Annotated in this window: 22 protein-coding genes; 21 read left to right on the top strand and 1 reads right to left on the bottom strand. The window is 37.9% G+C overall.

The window, feature by feature from the left end:
- Positions 1 to 161: 161 nt before the first annotated feature.
- The 3 genes from icmF to AM499_RS12550 all read left to right on the top strand — a co-directional run bounded on the left by icmF (position 162) and on the right by AM499_RS12550 (position 6,189).
- A complete protein-coding gene (icmF, locus tag AM499_RS12560; RefSeq protein WP_053590545.1) occupies positions 162 to 3,419 on the top strand; it encodes a fused isobutyryl-CoA mutase/GTPase IcmF in 3,258 nt (1,085 codons plus the stop codon).
- Between the two features lie 320 nt (positions 3,420 to 3,739).
- Positions 3,740 to 4,297, top strand: a complete 558-nt coding sequence (gene rpoE / locus AM499_RS12555) for a DNA-directed RNA polymerase subunit delta (protein ID WP_172794299.1) — start codon at positions 3,740 to 3,742, stop codon at positions 4,295 to 4,297.
- 296 nt (positions 4,298 to 4,593) lie between these two features.
- Positions 4,594 to 6,189 carry a CTP synthase gene (locus AM499_RS12550; RefSeq protein ID WP_053590544.1) on the top strand — a complete coding sequence of 532 codons (1,596 nt, stop codon included), beginning with the start codon at positions 4,594 to 4,596 and terminating at the stop codon, positions 6,187 to 6,189.
- A 987-nt stretch (positions 6,190 to 7,176) separates the two neighbouring features.
- On the opposite strand, the gene AM499_RS12545 is transcribed toward AM499_RS12550, so the two are convergent.
- Positions 7,177 to 7,695, bottom strand: coding sequence for a DUF2529 family protein (locus tag AM499_RS12545; RefSeq protein WP_053590543.1), 519 nt, complete (start codon positions 7,693 to 7,695; stop codon positions 7,177 to 7,179).
- 141 nt (positions 7,696 to 7,836) lie between these two features.
- Between AM499_RS12545 and AM499_RS12540 the strand changes: the two genes are divergently transcribed.
- From AM499_RS12540 to glyA, 18 genes are all read left to right on the top strand, one after another.
- On the top strand, positions 7,837 to 8,196 hold the full coding sequence (locus tag AM499_RS12540) for a response regulator (protein WP_053590542.1): 360 nt from the start codon (positions 7,837 to 7,839) through the stop codon (positions 8,194 to 8,196).
- A gap of 182 nt (positions 8,197 to 8,378) precedes the next feature.
- Positions 8,379 to 9,236, top strand: a complete 858-nt coding sequence (locus tag AM499_RS12535) for a class II fructose-bisphosphate aldolase (RefSeq protein WP_053590541.1) — start codon at positions 8,379 to 8,381, stop codon at positions 9,234 to 9,236.
- A gap of 93 nt (positions 9,237 to 9,329) precedes the next feature.
- A complete protein-coding gene (gene fsa, locus AM499_RS12530) occupies positions 9,330 to 9,977 on the top strand; it encodes a fructose-6-phosphate aldolase (protein WP_053590540.1) in 648 nt (215 codons plus the stop codon).
- 19 nt (positions 9,978 to 9,996) lie between these two features.
- Positions 9,997 to 11,274 carry a UDP-N-acetylglucosamine 1-carboxyvinyltransferase gene (locus AM499_RS12525; protein ID WP_053590539.1) on the top strand — a complete coding sequence of 426 codons (1,278 nt, stop codon included), beginning with the start codon at positions 9,997 to 9,999 and terminating at the stop codon, positions 11,272 to 11,274.
- Positions 11,275 to 11,453: 179 nt separating this feature from the next.
- Entirely contained in the window at positions 11,454 to 12,416 is a 963-nt protein-coding gene (gene glpX / locus AM499_RS12520) for a class II fructose-bisphosphatase (protein WP_053590538.1), read from the top strand.
- 503 nt (positions 12,417 to 12,919) lie between these two features.
- Complete coding sequence (gene rho, locus AM499_RS12515; RefSeq protein WP_053590537.1) at positions 12,920 to 14,203, top strand: transcription termination factor Rho; 1,284 nt, start codon at positions 12,920 to 12,922, stop codon at positions 14,201 to 14,203.
- Between the two features lie 159 nt (positions 14,204 to 14,362).
- Positions 14,363 to 14,578: a 50S ribosomal protein L31 gene (rpmE, locus tag AM499_RS12510; RefSeq protein ID WP_053590536.1), complete on the top strand. Its 216-nt coding sequence runs from the start codon at positions 14,363 to 14,365 to the stop codon at positions 14,576 to 14,578.
- A gap of 142 nt (positions 14,579 to 14,720) precedes the next feature.
- On the top strand, positions 14,721 to 15,293 hold the full coding sequence (locus AM499_RS12505; protein ID WP_053590535.1) for a thymidine kinase: 573 nt from the start codon (positions 14,721 to 14,723) through the stop codon (positions 15,291 to 15,293).
- Between the two features lie 541 nt (positions 15,294 to 15,834).
- Positions 15,835 to 16,914: a peptide chain release factor 1 gene (gene prfA, locus AM499_RS12500; RefSeq protein WP_053590534.1), complete on the top strand. Its 1,080-nt coding sequence runs from the start codon at positions 15,835 to 15,837 to the stop codon at positions 16,912 to 16,914.
- Positions 16,898 to 17,764 (top strand): peptide chain release factor N(5)-glutamine methyltransferase, encoded by an 867-nt coding sequence (prmC, locus tag AM499_RS12495; RefSeq protein ID WP_053590533.1) that lies wholly within the window; start codon positions 16,898 to 16,900, stop codon positions 17,762 to 17,764. The genes prfA and prmC overlap by 17 nt, the downstream gene beginning before the upstream one ends.
- A 45-nt stretch (positions 17,765 to 17,809) precedes the next feature.
- The gene (locus tag AM499_RS12490) at positions 17,810 to 18,343 is read left to right on the top strand and encodes a stage II sporulation protein R (protein WP_053590532.1); all 534 of its coding nucleotides are present in this window, start codon (positions 17,810 to 17,812) and stop codon (positions 18,341 to 18,343) included.
- Between the two features lie 68 nt (positions 18,344 to 18,411).
- Positions 18,412 to 19,437, top strand: coding sequence for an L-threonylcarbamoyladenylate synthase (locus AM499_RS12485; RefSeq protein WP_053590531.1), 1,026 nt, complete (start codon positions 18,412 to 18,414; stop codon positions 19,435 to 19,437).
- Between the two features lie 219 nt (positions 19,438 to 19,656).
- Positions 19,657 to 20,160, top strand: a complete 504-nt coding sequence (locus AM499_RS12480) for a manganese efflux pump (RefSeq protein ID WP_053590530.1) — start codon at positions 19,657 to 19,659, stop codon at positions 20,158 to 20,160.
- Positions 20,161 to 20,260: 100 nt separating this feature from the next.
- Positions 20,261 to 20,701: a low molecular weight protein arginine phosphatase gene (locus AM499_RS12475; protein ID WP_053590529.1), complete on the top strand. Its 441-nt coding sequence runs from the start codon at positions 20,261 to 20,263 to the stop codon at positions 20,699 to 20,701.
- Positions 20,702 to 20,703: 2 nt separating this feature from the next.
- Positions 20,704 to 22,008: a methyl-accepting chemotaxis protein gene (locus AM499_RS12470; RefSeq protein WP_053590528.1), complete on the top strand. Its 1,305-nt coding sequence runs from the start codon at positions 20,704 to 20,706 to the stop codon at positions 22,006 to 22,008.
- Between the two features lie 217 nt (positions 22,009 to 22,225).
- Complete coding sequence (gene rpiB, locus AM499_RS12465; protein WP_053590527.1) at positions 22,226 to 22,663, top strand: ribose 5-phosphate isomerase B; 438 nt, start codon at positions 22,226 to 22,228, stop codon at positions 22,661 to 22,663.
- Positions 22,664 to 22,691: 28 nt separating this feature from the next.
- On the top strand, positions 22,692 to 23,237 hold the full coding sequence (locus AM499_RS12460) for a TIGR01440 family protein (RefSeq protein WP_053590526.1): 546 nt from the start codon (positions 22,692 to 22,694) through the stop codon (positions 23,235 to 23,237).
- 20 nt (positions 23,238 to 23,257) lie between these two features.
- Positions 23,258 to 24,493: a serine hydroxymethyltransferase gene (gene glyA, locus AM499_RS12455; RefSeq protein WP_053590525.1), complete on the top strand. Its 1,236-nt coding sequence runs from the start codon at positions 23,258 to 23,260 to the stop codon at positions 24,491 to 24,493.
- Positions 24,494 to 24,717: the final 224 nt, after the last annotated feature.

Here is a 24,717-nt window from a genome sequence, read left to right as displayed (position 1 = left end):
TAAATAATCGAGTATCTGAACAATTTGTCGTTCACATACTGTTATGAAATCTCATGGAGAACTTTTTCAGTGCCTCCAAACGGGGTTGGGAAAGGTCCTTCTGCGACAGCATTACGCTGGAGTCTGGACAATAAGATTTATTCAAACAAAGGGGGAACGACATGTCTACTGTAGAAGTATATCGTCCAAAAAATCATGTCCGTTTTGTATCAGCATCGAGTCTATTTGATGGACATGATGCGTCGATTAATATTATGCGACGTATTTTACAAGCTAGCGGAGCGGAAGTAATCCACTTGGGTCACAACCGTTCGGTAGAAGAAGTGGTGAATGCTGCGATTCAAGAGGATGTTCAAGGGATTGCCATATCTTCCTATCAAGGAGGACATGTTGAGTATTTTAAATATATGAAGGATTTACTCGTAGAACGTGGTGCACCTCATATTCGTATATTTGGCGGTGGCGGCGGAGTAATCATTCCGAAAGAAATAAAAGAACTGCAAGAATACGGTATATCGGGTATTTTCTCTCCAGAGGATGGCCGTAAACTTGGCCTTCAAGGTATGATCAATCAAATGCTTATGGAATGTGATGTTCCGACTAAAGCTTCAGGAGCAAAAGACGAGATTTCCGAAGTATCTACGGAGAAACCGGAAGTGCTAGCTCATCTGATTACATTAGCAGAGGAAGCGCATCAAACAAATGATGCTGAAGCAAAAGAAATGCTAGAACAAGCGAAAGCTTTATCAAAAGGTACACCAGTGTTAGGTATCACGGGTACTGGTGGGGCAGGGAAAAGTTCATTAACAGACGAATTAATTCGCCGATTCCTACACGAATTACCGGATAAAAAGATTGCCGTTCTATCCATTGACCCGACGAAACAAAAGACTGGTGGGGCACTGCTAGGTGACCGTATCCGAATGAATGCTATTTTCAATAAACGTGTATTTATGCGTAGTTTGGCAACACGTGGATCTCGTACAGAATTATCTGGTGCGATTGCAGATGTCCTTGATGTTGTTAAAGTAGCGGGCTTTGATTTAATAATTGTAGAAACAAGTGGTATCGGGCAAGGGGATGCAGAAATCACTAATGTATCAGACGTTTCTATGTATGTAATGACAAGTGAATTTGGTGCACCATCTCAATTAGAAAAGATTGATATGATCGATTACGCAGATTTGATTGTTATCAATAAATTCGAACGAAAAGGTTCAGAAGACGCACTTCGTCAAGTACAAAAACAATATCAACGCAGCCGTGAATTATGGCACGATGATTTGGACACAATGCCTGTTTACGGGACGATTGCTAGCCAATTTAATGATAAAGGCACCAATTCTTTATTTGCAGCTTTAGTTGCTGTGATGAATGAAAAAACTGGCACCAACTGGGAGACAACCTACGAGCAATTTGTGAAAACTCAAAAGCAAAACGTAATAATTCCAAATGATCGTCGTTATTATTTACGTGAAATCACAGACACTGTTCGTGGATATCATAAAAAATCCGAGGAACAAGTAGCTTTTGCACGAAGATTGTTCCAATTAGAAGGTGCAATAGAAGTAGTAAAAGAAAAAGCGGCAGATGATACATTAGTTCACTCACTAGAATCATTAGCTAACGGAGTACGAGACGAACTTACTGCTGAATCAAAACGTATACTGGAGAACTGGGCAGCTCTAAAAGAAGCATATGCTGGAGATGAATTCGTAACAAAAATCCGTGATAAGGAAATTCGCACGATTCTTCGTACAGAAAGCTTATCAGGGCTGAAAATACCAAAAGTTGTACTGCCAAAATTCGTTGATTTTGGTGAAATTTTAAGATGGGTTTACAAAGAAAATGTACCCGGCTCATTCCCATATACAGCTGGAGTTTTCCCATTCAAAAGAGAAGGGGAAGATCCAAAGAGACAATTTGCAGGAGAGGGAACACCAGAACGTACGAACCGTCGCTTTCATTATTTATCTAAAGATGACGATGCAAAACGTCTTTCAACTGCATTTGACTCGGTAACATTGTATGGTGAAGATCCAGATCATCGACCTGATATTTATGGGAAAGTCGGCGAATCTGGCGTAAGCATTTGTACGTTAGAGGATATGAAAAAGCTATATGACGGGTTTGATTTATGTGCACCATCAACCTCCGTTTCAATGACAATCAATGGTCCTGCACCAATCATTTTGGCAATGTTTATGAATACAGCAATTGATCAGCAAGTTCGCCTTCGCGAGGAGGAGCTTGGACGTACTCTATCTGTGGAAGAATTTACAGAAGTAAAGGCTGCGACACTCCAAGTAGTTCGAGGTACTGTTCAGGCAGATATATTAAAAGAAGACCAAGGTCAAAACACATGTATTTTCTCTACTGAATTTGCTTTACGTATGATGGGGGATATTCAACAATACTTTATTGACCATAAGGTTCGTAACTACTATTCCGTTTCTATTTCTGGATACCATATTGCAGAAGCTGGAGCGAATCCAATTTCTCAGCTGGCATTCACATTATCAAATGGCTTTACTTATGTGGAGTACTATTTGAGTCGTGGTATGAATATAGATGATTTTGCACCAAACTTATCTTTCTTCTTCTCAAATGGGTTGGATCCAGAGTACACAGTTATCGGACGTGTTGCCCGTCGTATTTGGGCAGTTGTGATGCGTGATAAATACGGTGCAAATGACCGTAGTCAAAAGTTAAAATATCACGTCCAAACATCTGGTAGAAGTCTACATGCGCAAGAAATTGACTTTAATGATATTCGAACAACTTTACAGGCGTTGATGGCACTTCAGGATAACTGTAACTCACTTCATACTAATGCTTATGATGAAGCAATTACAACACCGACGGAGGAATCTGTTCGTCGAGCAATGGCGATTCAAATGATTATTACAAAAGAACATGGATTATCAAAAAATGAAAATCCATTACAAGGTGCATTTATTGTAGAAGAACTAACAGACCTAGTAGAAGAAGCAGTTCTTTCAGAATTTGATCGTATAAACGACCGCGGTGGGGTTCTTGGAGCAATGGAAACGCAATACCAACGTGGAAAAATTCAAGAAGAATCTATGTACTATGAAATGAAAAAACACACGGGCGAACTTCCGATCATCGGTGTGAACACATACTTAAATCCGAATCCTGCTTCTGAAGAGGATATCGATAATATGGAACTAGCACGTGCAACAAAGGAAGAAAAAGAAACTCAAATAACGAACCTTCGAAGCTTCCAAAAGAAAAATGAGTTAGAAGCTGCTGAAGCTCTTAATCGTCTAAAGCAAGTAGCAATGACAGGTGGCAACATCTTCGAGGAGCTTATGACAACTGTCCAAAAAGCAAGTCTTGGGCAAATTACGAACGCTCTTTACGAGGTGGGCGGCCAGTATCGAAGAAACATGTAAAAAAAAATAAGTGTTCCGATCAGATATCGGAACACTTTTTTCCTTTTATTTTGTATAATGGAACTATTAAGTAGTGAGGGAGATATGGAATGAAAACCCCAATACACATAATGATTATGATAATATTCCTATTACTAACCATTCTCCTTTATAATAAACAACTGGGAGCTATTCCATTACTATTACTTTCGTTTTATTTATTCGCCTTAGCTTTTAATAAATTATTCCTTTTCAAAAAGAATAAATGAATGTAGCATATAACATACTTGTTTGTATATAATGGGAAGTATGCAAACGGACATAGAAAGGACGTGCACGATTTGAATTTTCGTGAAATGACAACAGCACAATTACAAGAAGAATCGTTAATAGATTTAGGATTTGCGATTTTAGAAGATAAGAAAAACTCTTTAACTTTATCTGAACTTTTTAGTGAAATCCAAAAACTTAATGGTTTAACAGATGAAGAAATGGCAGCTCGCAAACCTCAATTTTATACAGATATGAATATTGATGGACGCTTTTTAGCTACTGCAGAAAATCAATGGGGACTAAGAGAATGGTATCCTGTAGAACAAATTGAAGAAGAGACTGCTCCTACTGTTAAAGTCCGTAAAAAGAAAGCTAAAGTTTCAGACGATGACGATTTAGATCTAGAATTAGAAGAAGATGAAATTATCTTCGAAGAAGAATTCGATGAATTTATCGAAGACGATGATGAGGATGAAGACGAAGATGACGATGATCCAGTAATTGATTTCGTAGGAGAAATCGATGAAGTGATCGAAGAGGATATAATCGACGAAGAAGATGATGAATTTGATATCATCGATGACGAAGAGTTGGAAGATGAAGAATTAGAAGACGAAGAAGAATAATTCTTGACTTCTATACGCAAACGCTATAAGATTTTATTGGGCTCTTTTTAAAGAGACATTACTCATGTGCATATGCGCTCCCCTGCCAAAAGCAGGTGGGGCGCTTTTTGTTATTTTATAACCTTATTCACCTAGTCCTACTGAATAAGGTTATAGCCTAAGGCGAATGCTACAGATTATGTAAAGAAAAAATCATTGGGCTCGGTGCAATGTTATATGTTATCATCTTTACTTGAGTGTAAAATCTGAGCTTAAAAGACCAAGGCGAAATAGATACTATATTAGGAGGAACAAGCATGACTAAATTTATTTTTGTTACTGGTGGGGTTGTATCTTCACTAGGTAAAGGAATTACGGCTGCATCTCTAGGTCGTTTATTAAAAAACAGAGGATTAAACGTAACAATTCAAAAATTTGATCCTTACATCAACTTAGATCCAGGGACTATGAGCCCGTATCAGCATGGGGAAGTTTTTGTAACTGACGATGGGGCAGAGACAGATTTAGATTTAGGTCATTACGAGCGTTTTATTGACATTAATTTAAATAAATACTCAAATATCACTACAGGAAAAGTATATTCTTCTGTACTAAGAAAAGAACGCCGTGGCGATTACAATGGTGGAACAGTACAAGTAATCCCACATATTACAAACGAAATTAAAAATCGTTTATTCTTAGCTGCAAAAGAGACACATGCGGATATTGTTATCACTGAAATTGGTGGAACAGTTGGAGATATCGAATCCCTACCTTTCTTAGAAACAATCCGTCAAATGAAACGTGATGTTGGCAGTAACAATGTAATGTACATTCACTGTACATTAGTTCCATTTATAAAAGCTGCTGGTGAAATGAAAACAAAACCAACGCAACATAGTGTGAAAGAGTTACGTAGTCTAGGTATTCAACCAAATGTCATTGTTGTTCGCTCAGAGATGCCAGTTCCTCAAGATATGAAAGATAAAATTGCTCTTTTCTGTGACATTAAACCAGAAGAAGTAATTGAATGTATTGATGCGGATTCATTATATGAAATTCCATTAAATCTTCAAGCGCAACGTTTAGATCAAATTGTTGTGGATCATTTCCAACTTGCTACAAAAGAAGCAGATATGACAGATTGGATAGCACTTGTTGATCAAGTGAAATCTTTATCTAAAAAAGTTCGCATAGGGTTAGTTGGGAAATATGTAGAGCTTCAAGATGCATACATTTCAGTAGTAGAAGCAATGAAACATGCTGGCTACAAATTTGATGCAGATGTAGAAGTGAAATGGGTGAATGCGGAAGAAGTGAACGATGCAAATGTTGCAGAAATTCTTTCAGATGTAGATGGCATCCTTGTTCCTGGTGGATTTGGAGACCGCGGCGTAGAAGGAAAAATTGCAGCTACACGATTTGCACGCGAAAACAACGTACCATTCTTAGGTATTTGCTTAGGAATGCAATTAGCAACAGTTGAATTTGCTCGTAACATATTGGAACTTGAAGGAGCTCACTCAACTGAATTAGATCCAAAAACTCCACATTCTATTATTGATTTATTACCAGAACAAAAAGATGTAGAGGATTTAGGTGGAACACTTCGTCTAGGATTATATCCATGTAAATTAACTCCTGGTTCTAAAGCACATGAAGCATATGGAGAAGAACTTGTATATGAACGTCACCGTCACCGTTATGAATTCAATAACGAATACCGTGAACAATTTGAAGCAGCAGGATTTATGTTCTCTGGTACAAGCCCAGATGGTCGTCTAATCGAAATCATCGAGCTACCAGATCACCCATTTTTCGTAGCTTCTCAGTTCCATCCGGAATTTGTGTCACGTCCACAGCGTCCACAACCATTATTCCGTGAGTTCATCAAAGCATCCGTAGGTGAATAAAAAAGAAAAAGCAGTTCGACTTGTCGAACTGCTTTTTTATTTGGAATTAAACGGCAAAGAGCGCCCAATATCGGTGTGAGAACAACCAATTACCCAGTGAGCGAGACCAATTCTCGACTGAAAGCAACCAATTCCATCGCAAGCGAGACCATTTCTCAAAACAAAGAGTTAACTTCAATTGAGAAATGGGTTTCTTATGAAGTAGTCTGGGTAATTAGGTATTAAATGGCAAATGGCGACCAATCTAAGTGTGAGAGCAACCAATTACCCAATGAGCGAGACCAATTCTCGACTGAAAGCAACCAATTCCATCATAAGAGCGACCATTTCTCGAAATGGAGAGTTTACTTCACTTGAGAAGTGGGTTTCTTATGAAGTAGTCTGGGTAATTAGGTATTAAATGGCAAAGGGCGACCAATCTAAGTGTGAGAGCAACCAATTACCCTATGAGCGAGACCAATTCTCGACTGAAAGCAACCAATTCCATCATAAGAGCGACCATTTCTCACAATATAGAGTTTACTTTAAATGAGAAATGGATTTTTTATGCAGGAGCCTATTAATTAGGAATTAAATGGCAAAGAGCGACCAATATTGGTATGAGAGCAACCAATTACCCTATGAGCGAGACCAATTCTCGACTGAAAGCAACCAATTCCATCATAAGCGCGACCATTTCACAATATAGAGTTAACTTCAATTGAGAAATGGGTTTCTTATGAAGTAGTCTGGGTAATTAGGTATTAAATGGCAAATGGCGACCAATCTAAGTGTGAGAGCAACCAATTACCCAATGAGCGAGACCAATTCTCGACTGAAAGCAACCAATTCCATCATAAGAGCGACCATTTCTCAAAATAAATTTATTAACAGTGAAACTTAACAATAAAAACAGCGACTAATCTTTAGGTGATACCCTTAGAATCCAAGTTAATATAAAATGCCCACGGAAATTTCTTATTTCCATGGGCATATTGATGCTAATTTTTAATCTTCGTTTAAAAGAATCTCGTCTAGCTTCATTTTGACAGCCTCGTATACGAACATTGCACTTAGCGCATAAGGTAAAACGATTCTGCTGCCATCCTCAGCAGGTAGTAAGCCTTTGGTAAGTTTCAAAGAAATATATGTATAAGCAAGATTCGCTAGTTTGTTTTCATTACTATGATTTTCAGCAGCAAGTACACTGAACGGAATAAATTCTGCACTTAATTTCTCTGCAAGCGCTAGAGCATCTTCGTTTTCACTAGATCTAGTGATGATCCAAACGCGATCTGCACTTGTAAGTTCGGAATTGGAAGTCCAAACTCTCAAACTTGGGAATTTTTCTACGGCATTTTCTGCATTTATCGTAATACTTTCCATTTCACCGAATGCTGCAAAGTATATAAAGCCTTCTCTTGCAGCCGCTTGTGCAAGAAGTCTAGCAGTTTCTTCAATATTTTCTTCCTCCGAATTTACTATTCTTTGGAGGAGACCTGTCACTTGTGTCGTTAACATTTTCATTCTTTTTTCACCTCAATTTTTATTATAGTGTAGGAAAAGATAAACGTAAAATGGGTATTTTTTAGAATCTTTAGAAGGAATATGTATATTAATAGCGAATAGTATAGAAGGGGAAAATTTAATAAAAGGGGTTTGTACATCATGAAACACATATTAATCGTAGATGATCAACTAGGAATACGAATGCTCTTAAAAGAAGTTTTTTCACAGGAAGGCTACGAAGTGAGCTTAGCGGCTAATGGCCCAGAAGCTTTGGATATTGCTAGTGAGGAAAGTTTAGATGGTGTATTATTAGATATGAAAATTCCAGGTATGGATGGAATAAAAATCTTAACTTTACTTAAAGAAAAGTATCCAAATTTACCTGTCATGATGATGACAGCATATGGAGAGTTAAACCTAATTCAAGAAGCAAAGGATTTAGGTGCTTCTCTTTACTTTACTAAGCCTTTTGATATATTCGAAGTGCGTGATGCAGTAAATAATATATTAAAGAAGTAGTACATAGGCAGGCAGTGGAAAACATGGCCTTTTTTTGTTATGATGAAAAGTGGAGGACGCAGTTTAGCTTTTACAACAATATATTTCTGTAACTTGAATAACAGGCGTCTGCAACAGATAAATTAGAGAGAGAAAAATGATGTACAAATGAGAGTGTATGAAAATAGAGGAGGTCCATTGGAATGGCTTTAGTATCGATGAAAGAAATGCTTGAAAAAGGAAAAAAAGAAGGTTATGCAGTAGGGCAATTCAATATTAATAACCTTGAATTTACTCAAGCTATTTTACAAGCGGCAGAGGAAGAAAAATCACCAGTTATATTAGGTGTATCCGAAGGTGCGGCAAAATATATGGGCGGCTTTACAACAGTTGTACATATGGTAAAAGGTCTAATGGAAGACTATAAAACGTCAGTTCCAGTGGCAATTCACTTAGATCACGGCTCAAGTTTTGATAAATGTAAAGCAGCAATCGATGCTGGATTCACTTCTGTTATGATTGATGCTTCTCATCATCCATTTGAAGAAAACGTAGAAATTACTTCTAAAGTAGTGGATTATGCACACGCACACAACGTTTCTGTAGAAGCAGAGCTTGGTACAGTAGGTGGGCAGGAAGACGACGTAATAGCAGATGGCGTTATTTATGCTGATCCTGCGGAATGTGCGGAATTAGTGAAACGTACTGCAATTGATTGCTTAGCGCCAGCACTTGGTTCAGTTCATGGCCCTTATAAAGGTGAACCTAATTTAGGTTTTGAAGAAATGGAAGAGATTTCAAAATTAGCAGATCTTCCGTTAGTATTACATGGTGGAACAGGTATTCCTACACATGATATTAAACGCTCAATCTCATTAGGGACAGCTAAAATCAATGTGAACACGGAAAACCAAATTTCTGCTACTAAAGCGATTCGTGCATATTTGGATGAAAATCCAAATCAGTATGACCCACGTAAATACCTAACACCAGCACGTGATGCTATTAAAACAACCGTTATTGGTAAAATGCGCGAATTTGGAAGCTCTAATAAAGCATAAATCAGTAAGATATAATAGAATGTGGGGAGAAGTCTTCTAGTGAACATACAGAAGCTTCTCCTATTTTTCCATCATAAGGAGGAACTTATTAAGATGAAATTTTTTATAGATACAGCTAATTTTGAGGAAATTAAAGAAGCACACGCATGGGGTATTTTATCCGGAGTTACGACGAATCCTTCGCTAGTGGCGAAAGAAAATATTTCATTTCACGATCGCCTTCGCGAAATTACAGCATTAGTAAATGGTTCTGTAAGTGCAGAAGTAATTGCATTGGATGCAGAGGGTATGATTAAAGAAGGTAGAGAACTTGCAGCAATTGCACCGAATATTACGGTGAAATTACCGATGACACCTGAAGGGTTAAAAGCATGCGCAGTTTTTAGTTCAGAAGGAATCAAAACAAATGTGACGCTTATCTTTAGTGCAAACCAAGCGCTATTGGCAGCTCGCGCAGGTGCAACATATGTATCGCCATTTTTAGGCCGTTTAGATGACATTGGGCATGATGGAATGGAACTGATTGCGAAAATAGCTCAAATCTTTGCTATTCACAACATTGATACAGAAATTATTGCAGCTTCCATCAGACATCCTCAGCATATTACGGATGCAGCTTTAAATGGTGCTCATATTTCTACAACTCCATTTAAAGTATTAAAACAACTATTCCATCATCCTTTAACAGATAAAGGAATTGAAGGATTTCTAGCGGATTGGAACAATCGTAAGAGCGAGTAACAAGACGAAGGAGAAACGTATGGAAGTTTATAAAATAAAAGGAGCTAATCGTTTACATGGTACGATTAAGGTAAGCGGGGCAAAAAATAGTGCAGTAGCGCTAATTCCTGCTTCCTTGTTAGCGAACTCTCCAGTAACTATTGAAGGCCTGCCAGAGATTTTAGATGTGTGGACATTGAAAGATATTCTAGAAGAATTAGGTGCAAAAATCACATTTGAAGACGGAACGATGACAATTGATCCTACAAATGTGGTGGATATGCCTTTGCCAAATGGCAATATTAAAAAGCTGCGAGCATCTTATTATTTAATGGGTGCACTTCTTGGAAAATTTAATAAAGCGGCTATTGGATTACCTGGAGGATGCCACTTGGGACCTCGCCCAATAGATCAGCATATTAAAGGCTTTGAGGCTTTAGGTGCTAACGTATCGAATGAGCATGGCGCTATTTATTTACGTGCAGAAAAATTGGTTGGCACGAAAATTTATTTAGACGTCGTAAGTGTTGGGGCAACTATTAATATTATGCTTGCTGCAGTACTTGCAAAAGGTAGAACGATTATTGAAAATGCTGCAAAAGAACCAGAAATTATTGATGTTGCCACATTGCTATCAAATATGGGAGCGAATATAAAAGGTGCTGGGACGAATGTCATTCGAATCGACGGTGTTGAAGAATTACACGGGACAAAGCACACAATCATTCCAGACCGAATTGAAGCCGGAACATTTATGATTATGGCTGCTGTAGCAGGTGACGGTATCACGATTGACAATGTGATTCCATTTCATGTAGAAGCATTAACAGCAAAACTACGAGAAATGGGAGTAAAAGTGGAGGAGCACGAAGAGAAGATATTCATTCCGAAAGCTCAAAATTTACAAGCAGTCGATGTGAAAACTCTTGTGTATCCTGGGTTTCCTACGGATTTACAACAACCTTTTTCGGTATTGTTAACGCAAGCTAACGGAACTTCCGTTATTACCGATACTATTTACTCAGCTCGATTCAAGCAAATTGATGAACTACGCCGTATGAACGCTAATGGGCGAGTGGATGGTAGAACAGCTATTATTACGGGGCCAGCCAAGCTTGAAGCCGCCACTGTTCGAGCGAGTGATTTGCGGGCTGGAGCAGCTCTTATAGTTGCTGGATTGATTGCTGAGGGTGAAACGGAGATTCAAGATATTTTCCATATAGAACGTGGCTATAGTTCCATTATTGAAAAGCTTCGAGGACTAGGAGCAGATATTAGAAGAGTGGAAATTAAAGAAATAGAAGTAAACTCAGAATAAAGTACTTCCACTCAGACTATAGGCGCCTATCAGCACAAGGCAAAATGCCCATTTTGCATGTTAGCAAACTCGTTGCTGATAACCGGCGCCTTACTTTTCTTATTTGACAAATATGCTACAATGGTACAGGAAGAAACACAGACCGGAATATAAACCGTAAAACGGGAGGCATATATTAAATGGAACGTAGTTTATCAATGGAATTAGTTCGTGTAACAGAGGCAGCAGCAATCGCATCTGCACGCTGGATGGGACGCGGATTAAAAAATGAAGCAGATGACGCAGCAACTACTGCAATGCGCACAGTTTTTGACACAATTCCAATGGAAGGTGTCGTAGTAATTGGGGAAGGTGAAATGGACGAAGCACCGATGTTATATATCGGAGAAAAGCTTGGACATGGAACTGGTGGTCCCCAAGTTGACGTGGCAGTGGATCCGTTAGAAGGTACAAATATTGTAGCTTCAGGTGGATGGAATGCTCTTGCAGTTCTTGCAATTGCTGATCGTGGAAATCTACTTCATGCTCCAGACATGTATATGGACAAACTGGCAGTAGGTCCAGAGTCTGTTGGTCAAGTTGATATTAACGCACCTGTTATTGATAATTTACGAGCAGTTGCACGTGCAAAAAATAAAGACATACAAGACGTAGTGGCAACAATTTTAGGTCGCGACCGTCATCAAAAAATTATTGATGAAATTAGATCTGCTGGTGCACGTATTAAGCTAATTAATGATGGTGATGTAGCTGGAGCTATTAACACCGCTTTTGATAATACTGGCGTTGACATTTTATTTGGAATGGGTGGAGCTCCTGAGGGAGTGATCTCTGCAGTTGGATTAAAATGTTTAGGCGGAGAAATACAAGGAAAACTAGTGCCTCAAAATGATGAAGAGCTTGCTCGTTGTATTAAAATGGGACTAGACGTAAACAAAATTTTACGTATGGAAGACTTAGTAAAAGGTGACGATGCGATTTTTGCAGCAACTGGTGTAACAGACGGTGAACTTCTTCGTGGAGTACAATTCAAAGGCGCATTTGGTTCAACGCACTCAATCGTTATGAGAGCTAAATCAGGTACAATTCGTTTTGTTGAAGGAAGACACAGCTTAAAGAAAAAACCGAATTTAGTTCTATAAGAATAACTTTTATCGCTTAATTTAAATAGTAGTTTAGACTCCAAGGAAGCTTTCAAAGATGTTGCCTGTCAACATAAGCTTTGTTGTGCTTCCTTCATGAGAGTCTTACATAAAGCGTGATAAAATAAAACTTCTCACATGAATACCCTCCATAACAGATTAGGTCATCTTGGAGACAAATGCATAAATCAGAAGGTCGGACCTCAAAAAGTCTTGAAAACGCTTGTCAGTCGAGGTATTCTAAGTTCACGACATCTAAAACTGCATTTGTTAACATTCTAATCAGCCAATTCTGATTGGGTATCCTCTTAACAAACTTCAATCCTATTAACCTTAATCAACAGTTACAAATAGATAAGTGTAGACAATCCATTTAGGTGAAGCCATTAAAAAATGTAGTAAATCTAAAGGAGAGCAATAGTTGTCGCAAATTCAACTTGTTGTATTTGATTCCCAAAAATAAATAGGAACATAAAAATAAAATAAAGAGTGGTGCAACGCCAATGACACAAACAACAATTAATGAGTTAGAAAGTATGACTCTAAAAGAGCTTTATACACTTGCAAGAAAGTTCAAAATTGCAGCGTATAGCAAGCTTACAAAGAAAGAACTTATTTTTGCTATCTTAAAATCTCGAGCAGAACAAGAAGGCTTCTTCTTCATGGAAGGTGTTTTAGAGATTATTCAACAAGAGGGCTTTGGATTCTTACGTCCTATTAACTACTCTCCGAGTTCAGAGGATATTTATATTTCGGCATCTCAAATTAGAAGATTTGACCTTCGAAATGGTGATAAAGTAACAGGAAAAGTTCGTCCTCCAAAAGAAAGTGAACGTTATTACGGCCTACTTCATGTGGAACTAGTAAATGGTGAAGATCCAGAAATAGCGAAGGAACGAGTTCATTTTCCTGCTCTAACACCTTTATATCCGGACTGCCATATTAAATTAGAAACCGTTCCTGAAAAACTATCGACTCGCATAATGGATTTGGTAGCACCTGTTGGATACGGACAGCGTGGTTTAATTGTTGCACCTCCAAAAGCAGGGAAAACGTTATTAATAAAAGAAATCGCAAATGCTATTACGACGAATCATCCAAATGCGGAACTGATTGTTTTATTAATAGATGAGCGTCCAGAAGAAGTTACCGATATAGAACGTTCGGTAAAGGCGGATGTTGTGAGCTCCACGTTTGATGAAGTGCCAGAAAATCATGTGAAAGTAGCGGAACTTGTTTTAGAAAGAGCAATGCGCTTAGTAGAGCATAAACGTGATGTAATCATTTTAATGGATTCAATCACGCGTCTTGCCCGTGCATACAATTTAGTAATCCCTCCAAGCGGACGTACACTTTCCGGAGGGATTGACCCTGCAGCATTCCATCGTCCAAAAAGATTTTTTGGAGCTGCCCGTAATATTGAAGAAGGCGGCAGTTTAACGATTCTTGCTACTGCATTAGTTGATACTGGGTCTCGTATGGATGAAGTAATTTATGAGGAGTTCAAAGGTACAGGTAACTTAGAACTTCATTTAGATAGAAGTCTTGCAGAACGTCGTATTTTCCCAGCAATCGATATTCGTCGCTCGGGTACGCGAAAAGAAGAACTTCTCATTCCAAAAGATCAATTGGACAAGCTTTGGGCTATTCGCAAAACTTTTTCCGATTCATCCGATTTTGCGGAGCGTTTCTTAAAGAAACTTCGACAAACAAAAACGAACGAAGCATTCTTTGAGCAACTGGCAGTAGAAATGAAAGCGCATCGCAGTGGGAAAGTTTCTCTATAATCGAAGAACTTGCATTTTAATAACAGACATGCTATTATGTTCAATGTAAGTTTACAATTTTCTGCTACATATACGGTTGGCAATCAATCGGATCGTGTAAGGTATCAGTTTTATAACCAACTCTGTTCCAGATGGTTCAGGGCGAGAGGAGAGATAGAGATGAAAGCAGGAATTCATCCCGATTACAAAGAAGCAACAGTATCATGTTCATGTGGTAACACATTCACAACTGGTTCTGTAAAATCAAACATCAGTGTCGAGTTCTGTAACGAATGTCACCCATTCTATACTGGACGTCAAAAATTCGCAGCTGCGGATGGCCGTGTTGATCGCTTCAACAAAAAATACGGTATCAAAGAAGAAGCTAAAAACTAATTACCAAGTACCTGCAAAGCACAATTGTGTTTTGCAGGTATTTTTGTTTTTTTGATTTTTTGATTATTATCTATGTAGATGCCAGCCTCTTTATGTTATAAATGAATAGAGGAAAATTAGAAGATTCACAAGGAGAATTCAAATGGCACAATTATTTTTTAAGCACGGTGCAATGAATAGCGGAAAATCTATTGAGATTCTGAAGGTTGCACATAATTATGAAGAACAAAATAAACCTGTTCTTATTTTTACACCTGGAATCGATACAAGAGATGAAGTAGGATATGTTTCTAGTAGAATAGGTTTAAAGAGAAAAGCAACAGCTACATATGATGATACGAATTTATATGAATTGGTAAAAGAACATTCACCAAAACCTTATTGTGTGTTAATTGACGAAGTACAATTCTTGAAAAAAGAGCATGTTTTACAATTGACTAAAGTAGTGGACGAGCTAGACATTCCGGTGATGGGCTTTGGATTAAAAAATGACTTTCAAAATGAGTTATTTGAAGGCAGCCGTTATATGCTCATCTATGCCGATAAAATCGAGGAAATGAAGACGATCTGCTGGTTCTGCCATAAAAAAGCAATTATGAATTTACGTGTGGATGAAGCAGGAAAGCCTGTATATACTGGGGAGCAAATTCAAATTGGCGGCAATGACACTTATTACCCTGTATGTCGAAAATGCCACGCCAATCCACCTCTATAAATTATGAACTTCAAAGAGTTATCTCACGTGAGATAACTCTTATTTTGAGAAATGGTCTCGACTTCTTTGGATTTAGTCTCGTTTCAGAGGGAAATGGTCTTGCATAGCCGTGAATTGGTCTCGTTTGCAACGTAATTAGTCTCGAAGTGCCATTTTGCAACTTTAAAAGGTAAATAATTACACCTGTAATCTATCAGAGACTTATTTTGAGAAATGGTCTCGGCTACTCTGGATTTAGTCTCGTTTCAGAGGGAAATGGTCTCGTATAGCTGTGAATTGGTCTCGGTTGCAACGTAATTAGTCTCGAAGTGCTATTTTGCAACTTTAAAAGGAAAATAATTACACGCGTAATCTATCAGAGAATGAGAAATGGTTGCTGATGTATTGGAATTGGTTGCTTTCATTTTAATATGGTTGCTCCCATAGACAAATTAGTCTCCCTTCACTAAAAATAAACACTCTCCATTAGAAAAAGTAGCGAGGAAGAGACTTTTTCTTTATAATAGGAATGATATAGACTTAAATGAACGAGGTGAGCTCGATGTTTGATCGATTACAATCGGTAGAAGATCGTTATAATAATTTAAATGAATTGCTTAGTGACCCAGATGTGGTCAATGATACAAAAAAACTAAGAGAATATTCAAAAGAGCAATCAGATTTGCAGCCGACAGTAGATGCGTACCGTGAATACAAGGATGTAAAAAGTCAATATAACGACGCAAAGCTGATGTTAGATGAAAAGCTCGATGCAGATATGCGTGATATGGTAAAAGAAGAAGTAAATGATTTGGAGAACCAAATTGCAGAGCTTGAAGAACGTCTTAGAGTTCTATTGATTCCAAAAGATCCGAATGATGATAAAAACGTTATTATGGAGATTCGTGGAGCTGCTGGGGGAGACGAAGCTGCTTTATTTGCTGGGAATTTATTCAGAATGTACAGTAGATATGCAGAAACACAAGGCTGGAAAATTGATATTATGGAATCCTCTCCTACTGGACTTGGTGGATTCAAAGAGATTATTTTCATGATTAATGGAACGAATGCTTATTCCAAAATGAAATATGAGAACGGTGCCCATCGTGTACAACGCGTACCAGAAACAGAGTCTGGTGGACGTATTCATACATCCACTGCAACTGTTGCTGTTCTTCCGGAAGCGGAGGAAGTGGATGTTGATATCCATGAAAAGGACGTTCGTGTGGATACATTTGCATCTTCTGGAGCGGGTGGACAATCCGTTAATACGACAATGTCAGCTGTTCGTATGACGCATTTACCAACAGGCATTACAGTTTCCATGCAAGATGAAAAATCGCAAATTAAAAACAGAGAAAAGGCTATGAAAATTCTACGTGCTCGGGTTGCTGATAAATTCCGTCAAGAAGCACAAGCCGAATATGATGCAGTTCGTAAATCTGCCGTAGGTACTGGTGACCGTTCAGAGCGAATTCGAACATATAATTATCCACAAAATCGTGTGACGGATCATCGCATCGGTTTAACAATTCAAAAGCTTGACCAGATTTTAGAAGGAAAGCTGAATGAAGTAGTGGATGCATTAATATTGGAGGATCAAGCCGAAAAATTAGAAAGAATGAATGATACGAATGTGTAAAACAACTTATGAGGCCCTAACCCGGGCTTCTTCTTTTTTAGAAGAGAATAATCGAGAAAAAGAAGTGGCTCGTTATTTGTTGCAGCATGTATTAAAGAAAAATTATTCTGAATTGATGATGGCTATGTATGAAGAAATATCCCAAGAAGCGTTCCAAACTTTTTGGGCATATGTGGAGGAGCATGCAACTGGTCGTCCTTTTCAATACATTATTGGACAGGAAACGTTTTATGGGAGAGATTTTATAGTAAACGAAAACGTCTTAATCCCTCGACCTGAAACAGAAGAATTAATAGAAGATGTAAAAAAACGTGCATTAAAATTGTTTGGTACCAATAAAGTAATACAGGTCGCTGATATCGGAACTGGAAGTGGTGCTATTGCGATTTCCATAAAAAAAGAAATGCCGAATACTATAGTAACTGCAACCGATATTTCAACCGAAGCACTCCGAGTTGCGATGAAAAATGCTCAGCGTTTAGACGCCGAAGTTCAATTCGAACAAGGTGATTTACTCGCGCCTATTGCAAATCAAAAATGGGATATCATCTTATCTAATCCACCCTACATTGGACAACAGGAAGCAGAGTCCCTTTCCGATACCGTAATAGAATACGAGCCACATCTAGCATTGTTTGCAGAAGAAGATGGATTACAATTATATAGAAAAATGGCAGAACAGCTTCCTACCATGATGAATATCCCAAGTTTAATAGGCTTTGAGATTGGCTACGAGCAGGGCACAGCTGTTCAAAAGATGCTTCAAAAAGCATTTCCTAATGCGGCAGTAGAAGTGGTTAAGGACATTAATAAAAAAAATCGTTTTGTTTTTTGTACAATCAATGAATAAGTTATGAATCTATTGGTAACAATGTTCCTAAGGGAGGAATGTTATATGTTACCAGATTACGAGATAAAAAGAACACCAAGGATTGGCAAACAAATAGACGCGGTTATTTTATTCGTATGGATGTTGCTACTTATTCAATTTTGTTTATTTATTCTATTTCAACCTATGGAGCAAACAGATGGAACACGATTTCGTCTTATTGCCAATAGCAATTCGGTAGAAGATCAACAATTTAAAAATGAAGTAAGAGATAGTATTGAGCCCATTTTAAGAACGTACCAAAGTAATCCACAGGAAACATATGTCGAGTTAGAGCAAGTTGTGGATAAGTTGTCAGAAAAATATGAAGAAAAAATCACTTTATCCACAGGACAAGCATTATTTCCTCCGAAAGTGTGGAATGATGGGATAGTAGCACAAACACACGTAGATTCGATTGTTATTACAATAGGCAGTGGTCGCGGGGATAATTGGTGGTGTGCACTGTTTCCAAAAGTTTGTTATAAGGATGAAGAAAAGAAAAAAGAGAAACCTAAATTTTTTGTATGGGAATGGTTAAAAAAGAAGTTTTCCACATAATAATCCACATATAATTAATAGTTATACACAAAATGTGGACAACTTATAGAGAAAGGAGTAATTACGACATGAAAACACAAATTGTGAGTGTGGATAACTTATCCACAAAAGAACATGGTTATACACAAGCTGTGGATTTATTAAATGATGGAGAAACGGTCGCATTTCCAACAGAGACAGTGTATGGATTAGGTGCTGATGCTACCAAAGAAACTGCTGTCCGAAAAATATTCGAGGCGAAGGGAAGACCGCAGGATAACCCATTAATTGTTCACATTGGTGATAAAAAAGATCTCCATTCATTTACGATGAATATACCGAAGCTTGCAATGGAATGTATGGATGCATTTTGGCCAGGAGCCCTAACGTTGGTTTTGCCATTAAAACCAAATACTCTTGCTGAAAACGTTACAGCCGGATTAGATACAGTTGGTGTGAGAATGCCTGAGCATCCAGTAGCCCTGGAATTACTTAGACGTTTAAAAAAACCAGTTGCTGCTCCGAGTGCAAATAGAAGCGGAAAACCTAGTCCGACTCAGGCAGTCCACGTGCTACATGACTTGAAAGGAAAGATACCTTTAATAGTAGACGGAGGTACAACAGGGATTGGCTTAGAATCTACAGTTTTGGATGTTACAACAGACAAACCAACAATTCTTCGTCCAGGTGGAGTTACAAAAGAAATGCTTGAAAAAGTGATTGGTCCAGTAAATGAAGCAAAACTGACTGACAAAGCAGAAGCTCCTAGAGCGCCAGGAATGAAGTACGCACATTACGCACCGGATGCTCCAGTCTATTTAATAGAAGCTTCTATAATTGAAGTTCAAAAAGCAGTGGAAAGCATACATAGTGATCATAAAAAAGTAGCGCTAATTGCAAGTGACCTATACAGTGAAAGTAATGCGGATTACTTTTTTACATTAGGCAAGGAAAATCAACTGGAAGATGCTGCACACCTATTGTACGAAGCTCTTAGAAAATGTGATGAATCAGATGCTGATTTAGTCCTTGTACCAGCTTTTCCTAAACATGGAGTTGGAAGTGCGATCATGAATAGATTAGAAAAGGCTGCTAAAGGTAATTGGTATAGTTAATAATCTCTTTGAGTATCAGCGATATAGATGTAGAGGAATAGTTTAAAGACTGTAATGAAACACTTGTCAGGCGAGGCGAAAGCGAATAGAACTTAAGTTCATGAGCTTACAACGAAGTGCTAGCAACGAAGAATGAAAGCGTTTCTCATACAGTCTGAGTGTATTCTCTCCTAATAGTTTGCATATAGTTAATTATGCAAATGGACGGGGGAGATTTTTTTGTGGCGTGAAATTTTGGCTGGTGTATTAATGTCTGTGGATGTACTAATATTGTTTTCTCTTGTATCTTATAGGAAACAAGTATTTACTCTAGCTGCATGGGTTGCGGCATTACATATGCTTTTTCCTTTAATCGGTTATTACGCAGGGATTATCGTGCAGAATTATCTTCAGCATGCAAGTCCCTATTTATCTGGAGTTCTTCTTTCATTACTGGGATTACAAATGATTCTTACACAATCTCCAAAGCAAGCTCCTCTTTTATCTCCGTTTCTATTGGCCGTCGTAGCAAGCGTTGATACCTTTTCAGTAAGTATTTCATTTGGTATGCTAAAAGTAGAGAAGTTTATATTCATACTCAGCTCGGGAATTTTTTCATTTTTAGCAGTGTTTATTGCGCAAAATATAATATATAAATATGCAATTATGAACCGAGCTTTCATCATGAGATTTGCGGGACTGATATTATTAATAATGGGAATTTTAACGTTACAAAATAATTAACCGAATTATGTAGATTCACAAAATATAGTCAAAAATAATCATAAAATTTAAAACAATTATAGGACTTTTTATTATATACTAGAGATGGGGAATTAGTACGATGAATATATTATTTGTTTGCACGGGAAATACGTGTCGTAGTCCAATTGCAGAGGCATTGTTGAAAGAGCGTCATTTAAATGGTGTGGAGGTGCGTTCAGCAGGTATTTATGCGATGGATGGAGGTAATATGTCTTCAAATGGGCAAAAAGTATTGGAGAATGAATCTATCCAGTTTAAACATAAATCATCCGCATTAAATGAACAAATAGTTGACTGGGCAGATATCATATTAACGATGACGGCATCCCATAAACAAGCCATCATCTTTGCATTTCCGCATGCGATATCAAAAGTCTACATGTACACTGAGTACGTAACACCCCAAGCTGTACATGATGTATCTGATCCATATGGTGGAGACTTGCGTACATATGAAGCTACGTATAGAGAATTGAATGTACTAACGGATGAACTAGTGAAAAAACTTCAGGGGGATTAAGGATGAAAGAAAAAAAGAAGAAGTATGCGTTCGGAATACAAAAGAAGATTGTGCTGTTTGTCACTGTTTTAGCTTTAATTACATATACAACAAGTGCTATTTTTATTAATTTTATACAACCGCTTATCTTTGATACTACTACTAAATCTGTACCTTTTGAGATTGCTATGTACGCTTTAGGTATTTTATGGTCTGGTATATTGGCTTACTTTTTTAGTGGATTACTTATTAAGCCTTTATTTAATCTAGAAAAAGTTGCAAATCTTGCTTCAGAAGGAAAAATTGGAGTGGATGTGGAAGTTCCCAAATCCAAAGATGAGATTCAATCCGTTGCAGTAGCATTTCAGGCGATGCTTGTGAATTTAAGAGAAATGGTTCAAGGCATTGAAAAGAACTTTGAGAAGACAAATAATACTGTTCAACAACTATCAGCGCAATCATCTGTGGCATCGGAGCAAGCAGAAGCAATCGCAAGTACGATTGCACAAATTTCACAAGGTGCAGAACAATCAGCGATAGCAGTGCAAGAAACAGCAGAATCTGTAGAAGACGTCAGAACGCTTGCTTCAGAAGTAAATAAACGTGCTGAAAAGTCTTCTGTACAATCGCAGGAAATGATTCATGGACTAGCCCAAACTACGCAAGCTATACAATCGCTTGTAAATGGGATCCAGAAGATTGCTTCTGGTAGTGAGGCAGCATTAGGAAATGTGCACCAATTAGAAGAAAACGCAGGAAAAGTCGAAAGTATTATTCAGTTAGTTGGAGATATCGCTGCTCAAACGAACTTGCTTGCATTAAATGCGTCTATTGAAGCTGCACGTGCGGGGGAGCATGGAAAAGGATTTGCAGTTGTAGCTGAAGAAGTTCGCAAACTAGCGGATGAAAGTGCTAAGGCGGTACAAGGAATATCTGAGCTTATCCTTGCTATCCAAACGGATGTGCAAACTGTCGTTCAACAAATGACAAATCAAGTAAGCTTTGCTGTAGGTGAAGCGAAGCGTGTTTCTGAGACAAACGAGGCAGTAGAAGGTATGTCCAATAAAATACATGAGATGGCCGAATCAGTAGTAGAAATATCTTCATTGGTTGAAAAGCAGTTAACAAATATTGAAAGTACAGCCCAACAATCACAAGAAGTTGCTGCAATAGCAGAAGAAACATCCGCAGGAGCAGAAGAGGTACGAAGTGCTACTGATGAACAAGCACGTTCTATTGAAGAAATCGATCACTTATCAGTTGATTTGAAGAAACAATCTGAAGAACTATATAATGTAATAAGCCTTTTTGATCGTAATACAAAATAATGTATACATTATGTTCGTAAAACGCAAAAACCGAATATTAATGTTATAATAATATTTATTGTTCGTTTTTTATTGAAGAATATATTAAAATAACAAGTATTTTTAAAGAAATGACAGAAATTCGTCAAAAAATACAATTCACTTCGTGTGAATTGTATTTTTTTGTGCAGAATAATGGTATGATGAGTAGGAATATGAACAGAAAAGAGGGAACGATTTGAAAATAGCGATTTCTTCCGATCACGGTGGTAATAATCTCCGTAAAGAAATTATTCAACAATTAGAAGAGCTTGGACTTTCCTATGAGGATTTCGGTCCAACAAACGATGATTCAGTCGATTATCCTGATTATGCAATGCCGGTAGCAGAAGGTGTGGCAAATGGGAAGTTTGATCGTGGTATATTAATTTGTGGTACAGGTATTGGTATGTCGATTGCGGCGAATAAAGTAAAAGGTATTCGATGTGCATTAGTGCATGATGTATTTTCTGCAAAAGCAACAAGATGTCATAACGACTCTAATGTTCTTGCAATGGGTGAACGTGTAATAGGTCCAGGACTTGCTAGAGAAATCGTAGCTACTTGGCTTGCACAAGACTTTGAAGGTGGACGTCACGAGCGCCGTGTAGAAAAAATTTCGGCATTAGAGAACTAATTTATAAATAGAAGAAGGCGATTATTAGATGGAAGCAAAAAGTTTGTGGAAAAAACAAATAGAACAGCTTCTACTCGAGGTTGAGCAGCAAGCGTTCTTAAAAGAGAATGATCTATTTGTTATTGGCTGTTCAACTTCGGAAATTATCGGCGAGAAAATTGGTACTGCTGGTGGCTTAGAGGTAGCCGAGGTTTTATATGAACCTTTGCGTGCTTTTGCTGATCGAAATAAGGTTCATTTAGCATTTCAAGGTTGTGAACATATAAATCGAGCAATAACAATGGAAAGAGAGACTCAGCTTCTCTATCGATTACCAGAAGTTTCGGTTATTCCAGTTGTTCGTGCAGGTGGCTCTATGTCTGCCTATGCGTACACTCAATTTCAAGACCCTGTAGTTGTCGAGCATGTACAAGCACATGCCGGCATTGACATAGGACAAACGCTTATCGGTATGCAATTGAAACCTGTTGCTGTTCCGATTCGCGTGTCCACAAAGCATATTGGGGAAGCGATCGTTACGATTGCGAGAACACGTCCAAAGCTAATTGGCGGAGAACGTGCATTTTACGGATGATATTGGAGGAGGAACTAAGAGTGGAAAAGATTTTAGCACAAGATCCAGCGGTACATGAAGCTATGCTGGCAGAGAAAAAACGTCAACAAGCAAATATTGAGTTAATTGCTTCAGAAAACTTTGTATCAGAAGCAGTTATGGAAGCGCAAGGCTCTGTACTGACAAATAAATATGCAGAAGGCTACCCAGGTAAACGCTACTATGGTGGCTGTGAGCATGTTGATGTAGTGGAAAATATCGCTCGTGATCGATTAAAAGAAATTTTTGGAGCTGAGCATGCAAATGTTCAACCACATTCAGGTTCTCAAGCGAATATGGCAGTATATATGACTGCATTACAACCAGGTGATACAATTTTAGGTATGAATCTTTCCCATGGTGGTCACTTAACGCACGGTTCTCCAGTTAACTTTAGTGGAATTCAATATAACTTCATCGATTATGGTGTGGATAAAGAAACAGAAACGATCGACTATGAAAATGTTCGTGCGATTGCATTAGAACATAAGCCTAAAATGATCGTCGCTGGAGCAAGTGCGTATTCACGTACGATCGACTTTGCTAAATTCCGTGAAATTGCTGATGAAGTAGGAGCTTACTTGTTTGTAGATATGGCACATATTGCAGGTTTAGTAGCAGCTGGACTTCATCCGAATCCAGTTCCATATGCACATTTCGTTACATCGACGACACATAAAACATTACGTGGACCACGTGGTGGATTAATCTTAACAACTGAAGAGTTCGCTAAGAAAATTGATAAAACAATTTTCCCTGGAATTCAAGGTGGACCATTAATGCATGTAATTGCTGCAAAAGCTGTAGCATTTGGGGAAGCTCAAAAACCTGAATTTAAAGAGTATCAAGCACAAGTGATTGCAAATGCTAAAACTCTTGCAGATAGCTTAACTGCAGAAGGTATACGTATTGTTTCTGGTGGAACTGATAATCACGTTATGCTATTAGACGTTTCTGTTTTAGATTTAACAGGTAAGGTAGCGGAGCATGTACTTGATGAGGTTGGAATTACAGTAAATAAAAACACGATTCCATTTGATACATCTAGTCCTTTCATTACATCAGGAGTTCGCATTGGTACTCCAGCAGTTACATCACGTGGATTTAAAGAAGAAGAAATGAAAGAAATCGCTTCAATCATTGCAAAACTTCTGAAAAACCATGAAGACGAAGCTGTACTTAAAGAATCTAAAGAACGTGTTTCTGCATTAACAGCAAAATTCCCATTATACAATTAATAGTTTAGTAATATGAAGGCTACTTTTCTTTGGAAAAGTAGCTTTTTACTTGTATACTTTCTAACCTTTCACTTCAATTTGTAAAATGGATGTTCTTATATTTTATTTTTGAATGAATTTTAAAAAAGACTATTGGGCAATATGTGAGGAGTGGGAAAAAGAACAAAGGCAATCAATGACAATATATTTACAATCCTATGTCGGCTTAAAATAGACGCAATATT

This window comes from Bacillus sp. FJAT-22090, from assembly GCF_001278755.1.
In the GTDB taxonomy this organism is placed as follows: Bacteria; Bacillota; Bacilli; order Bacillales_A; family Planococcaceae; genus Psychrobacillus.
This window is presented reverse-complemented; position numbering and strand designations above follow the sequence as displayed.

Bases quoted from the DNA above. Each gene is read 5' to 3' on its own strand.
- AM499_RS12550 (WP_053590544.1), top strand. From the start codon at position 4,594: ATGACTAAATTTATTTTTGTTACTGGTGGGGTTGTATCTTCACTAGGT.
- prfA (WP_053590534.1), top strand. From the start codon at position 15,835: ATGTTTGATCGATTACAATCGGTAGAAGATCGTTATAATAATTTAAAT.
- AM499_RS12505 (WP_053590535.1), top strand. From the start codon at position 14,721: ATGGCACAATTATTTTTTAAGCACGGTGCAATGAATAGCGGAAAATCT.
- icmF (WP_053590545.1), top strand. From the start codon at position 162: ATGTCTACTGTAGAAGTATATCGTCCAAAAAATCATGTCCGTTTTGTA.
- rpmE (WP_053590536.1), top strand. From the start codon at position 14,363: ATGAAAGCAGGAATTCATCCCGATTACAAAGAAGCAACAGTATCATGT.
- AM499_RS12460 (WP_053590526.1), top strand. From the start codon at position 22,692: ATGGAAGCAAAAAGTTTGTGGAAAAAACAAATAGAACAGCTTCTACTC.
- AM499_RS12525 (WP_053590539.1), top strand. From the start codon at position 9,997: ATGGAAGTTTATAAAATAAAAGGAGCTAATCGTTTACATGGTACGATT.
- AM499_RS12535 (WP_053590541.1), top strand. From the start codon at position 8,379: ATGGCTTTAGTATCGATGAAAGAAATGCTTGAAAAAGGAAAAAAAGAA.
- rho (WP_053590537.1), top strand. From the start codon at position 12,920: ATGACACAAACAACAATTAATGAGTTAGAAAGTATGACTCTAAAAGAG.
- prmC (WP_053590533.1), top strand. From the start codon at position 16,898: ATGATACGAATGTGTAAAACAACTTATGAGGCCCTAACCCGGGCTTCT.
- glpX (WP_053590538.1), top strand. From the start codon at position 11,454: ATGGAACGTAGTTTATCAATGGAATTAGTTCGTGTAACAGAGGCAGCA.
- AM499_RS12490 (WP_053590532.1), top strand. From the start codon at position 17,810: ATGTTACCAGATTACGAGATAAAAAGAACACCAAGGATTGGCAAACAA.
- AM499_RS12485 (WP_053590531.1), top strand. From the start codon at position 18,412: ATGAAAACACAAATTGTGAGTGTGGATAACTTATCCACAAAAGAACAT.
- fsa (WP_053590540.1), top strand. From the start codon at position 9,330: ATGAAATTTTTTATAGATACAGCTAATTTTGAGGAAATTAAAGAAGCA.
- AM499_RS12545 (WP_053590543.1), bottom strand. From the start codon at position 7,695: ATGAAAATGTTAACGACACAAGTGACAGGTCTCCTCCAAAGAATAGTA.
- AM499_RS12475 (WP_053590529.1), top strand. From the start codon at position 20,261: ATGAATATATTATTTGTTTGCACGGGAAATACGTGTCGTAGTCCAATT.
- AM499_RS12540 (WP_053590542.1), top strand. From the start codon at position 7,837: ATGAAACACATATTAATCGTAGATGATCAACTAGGAATACGAATGCTC.
- AM499_RS12470 (WP_053590528.1), top strand. From the start codon at position 20,704: ATGAAAGAAAAAAAGAAGAAGTATGCGTTCGGAATACAAAAGAAGATT.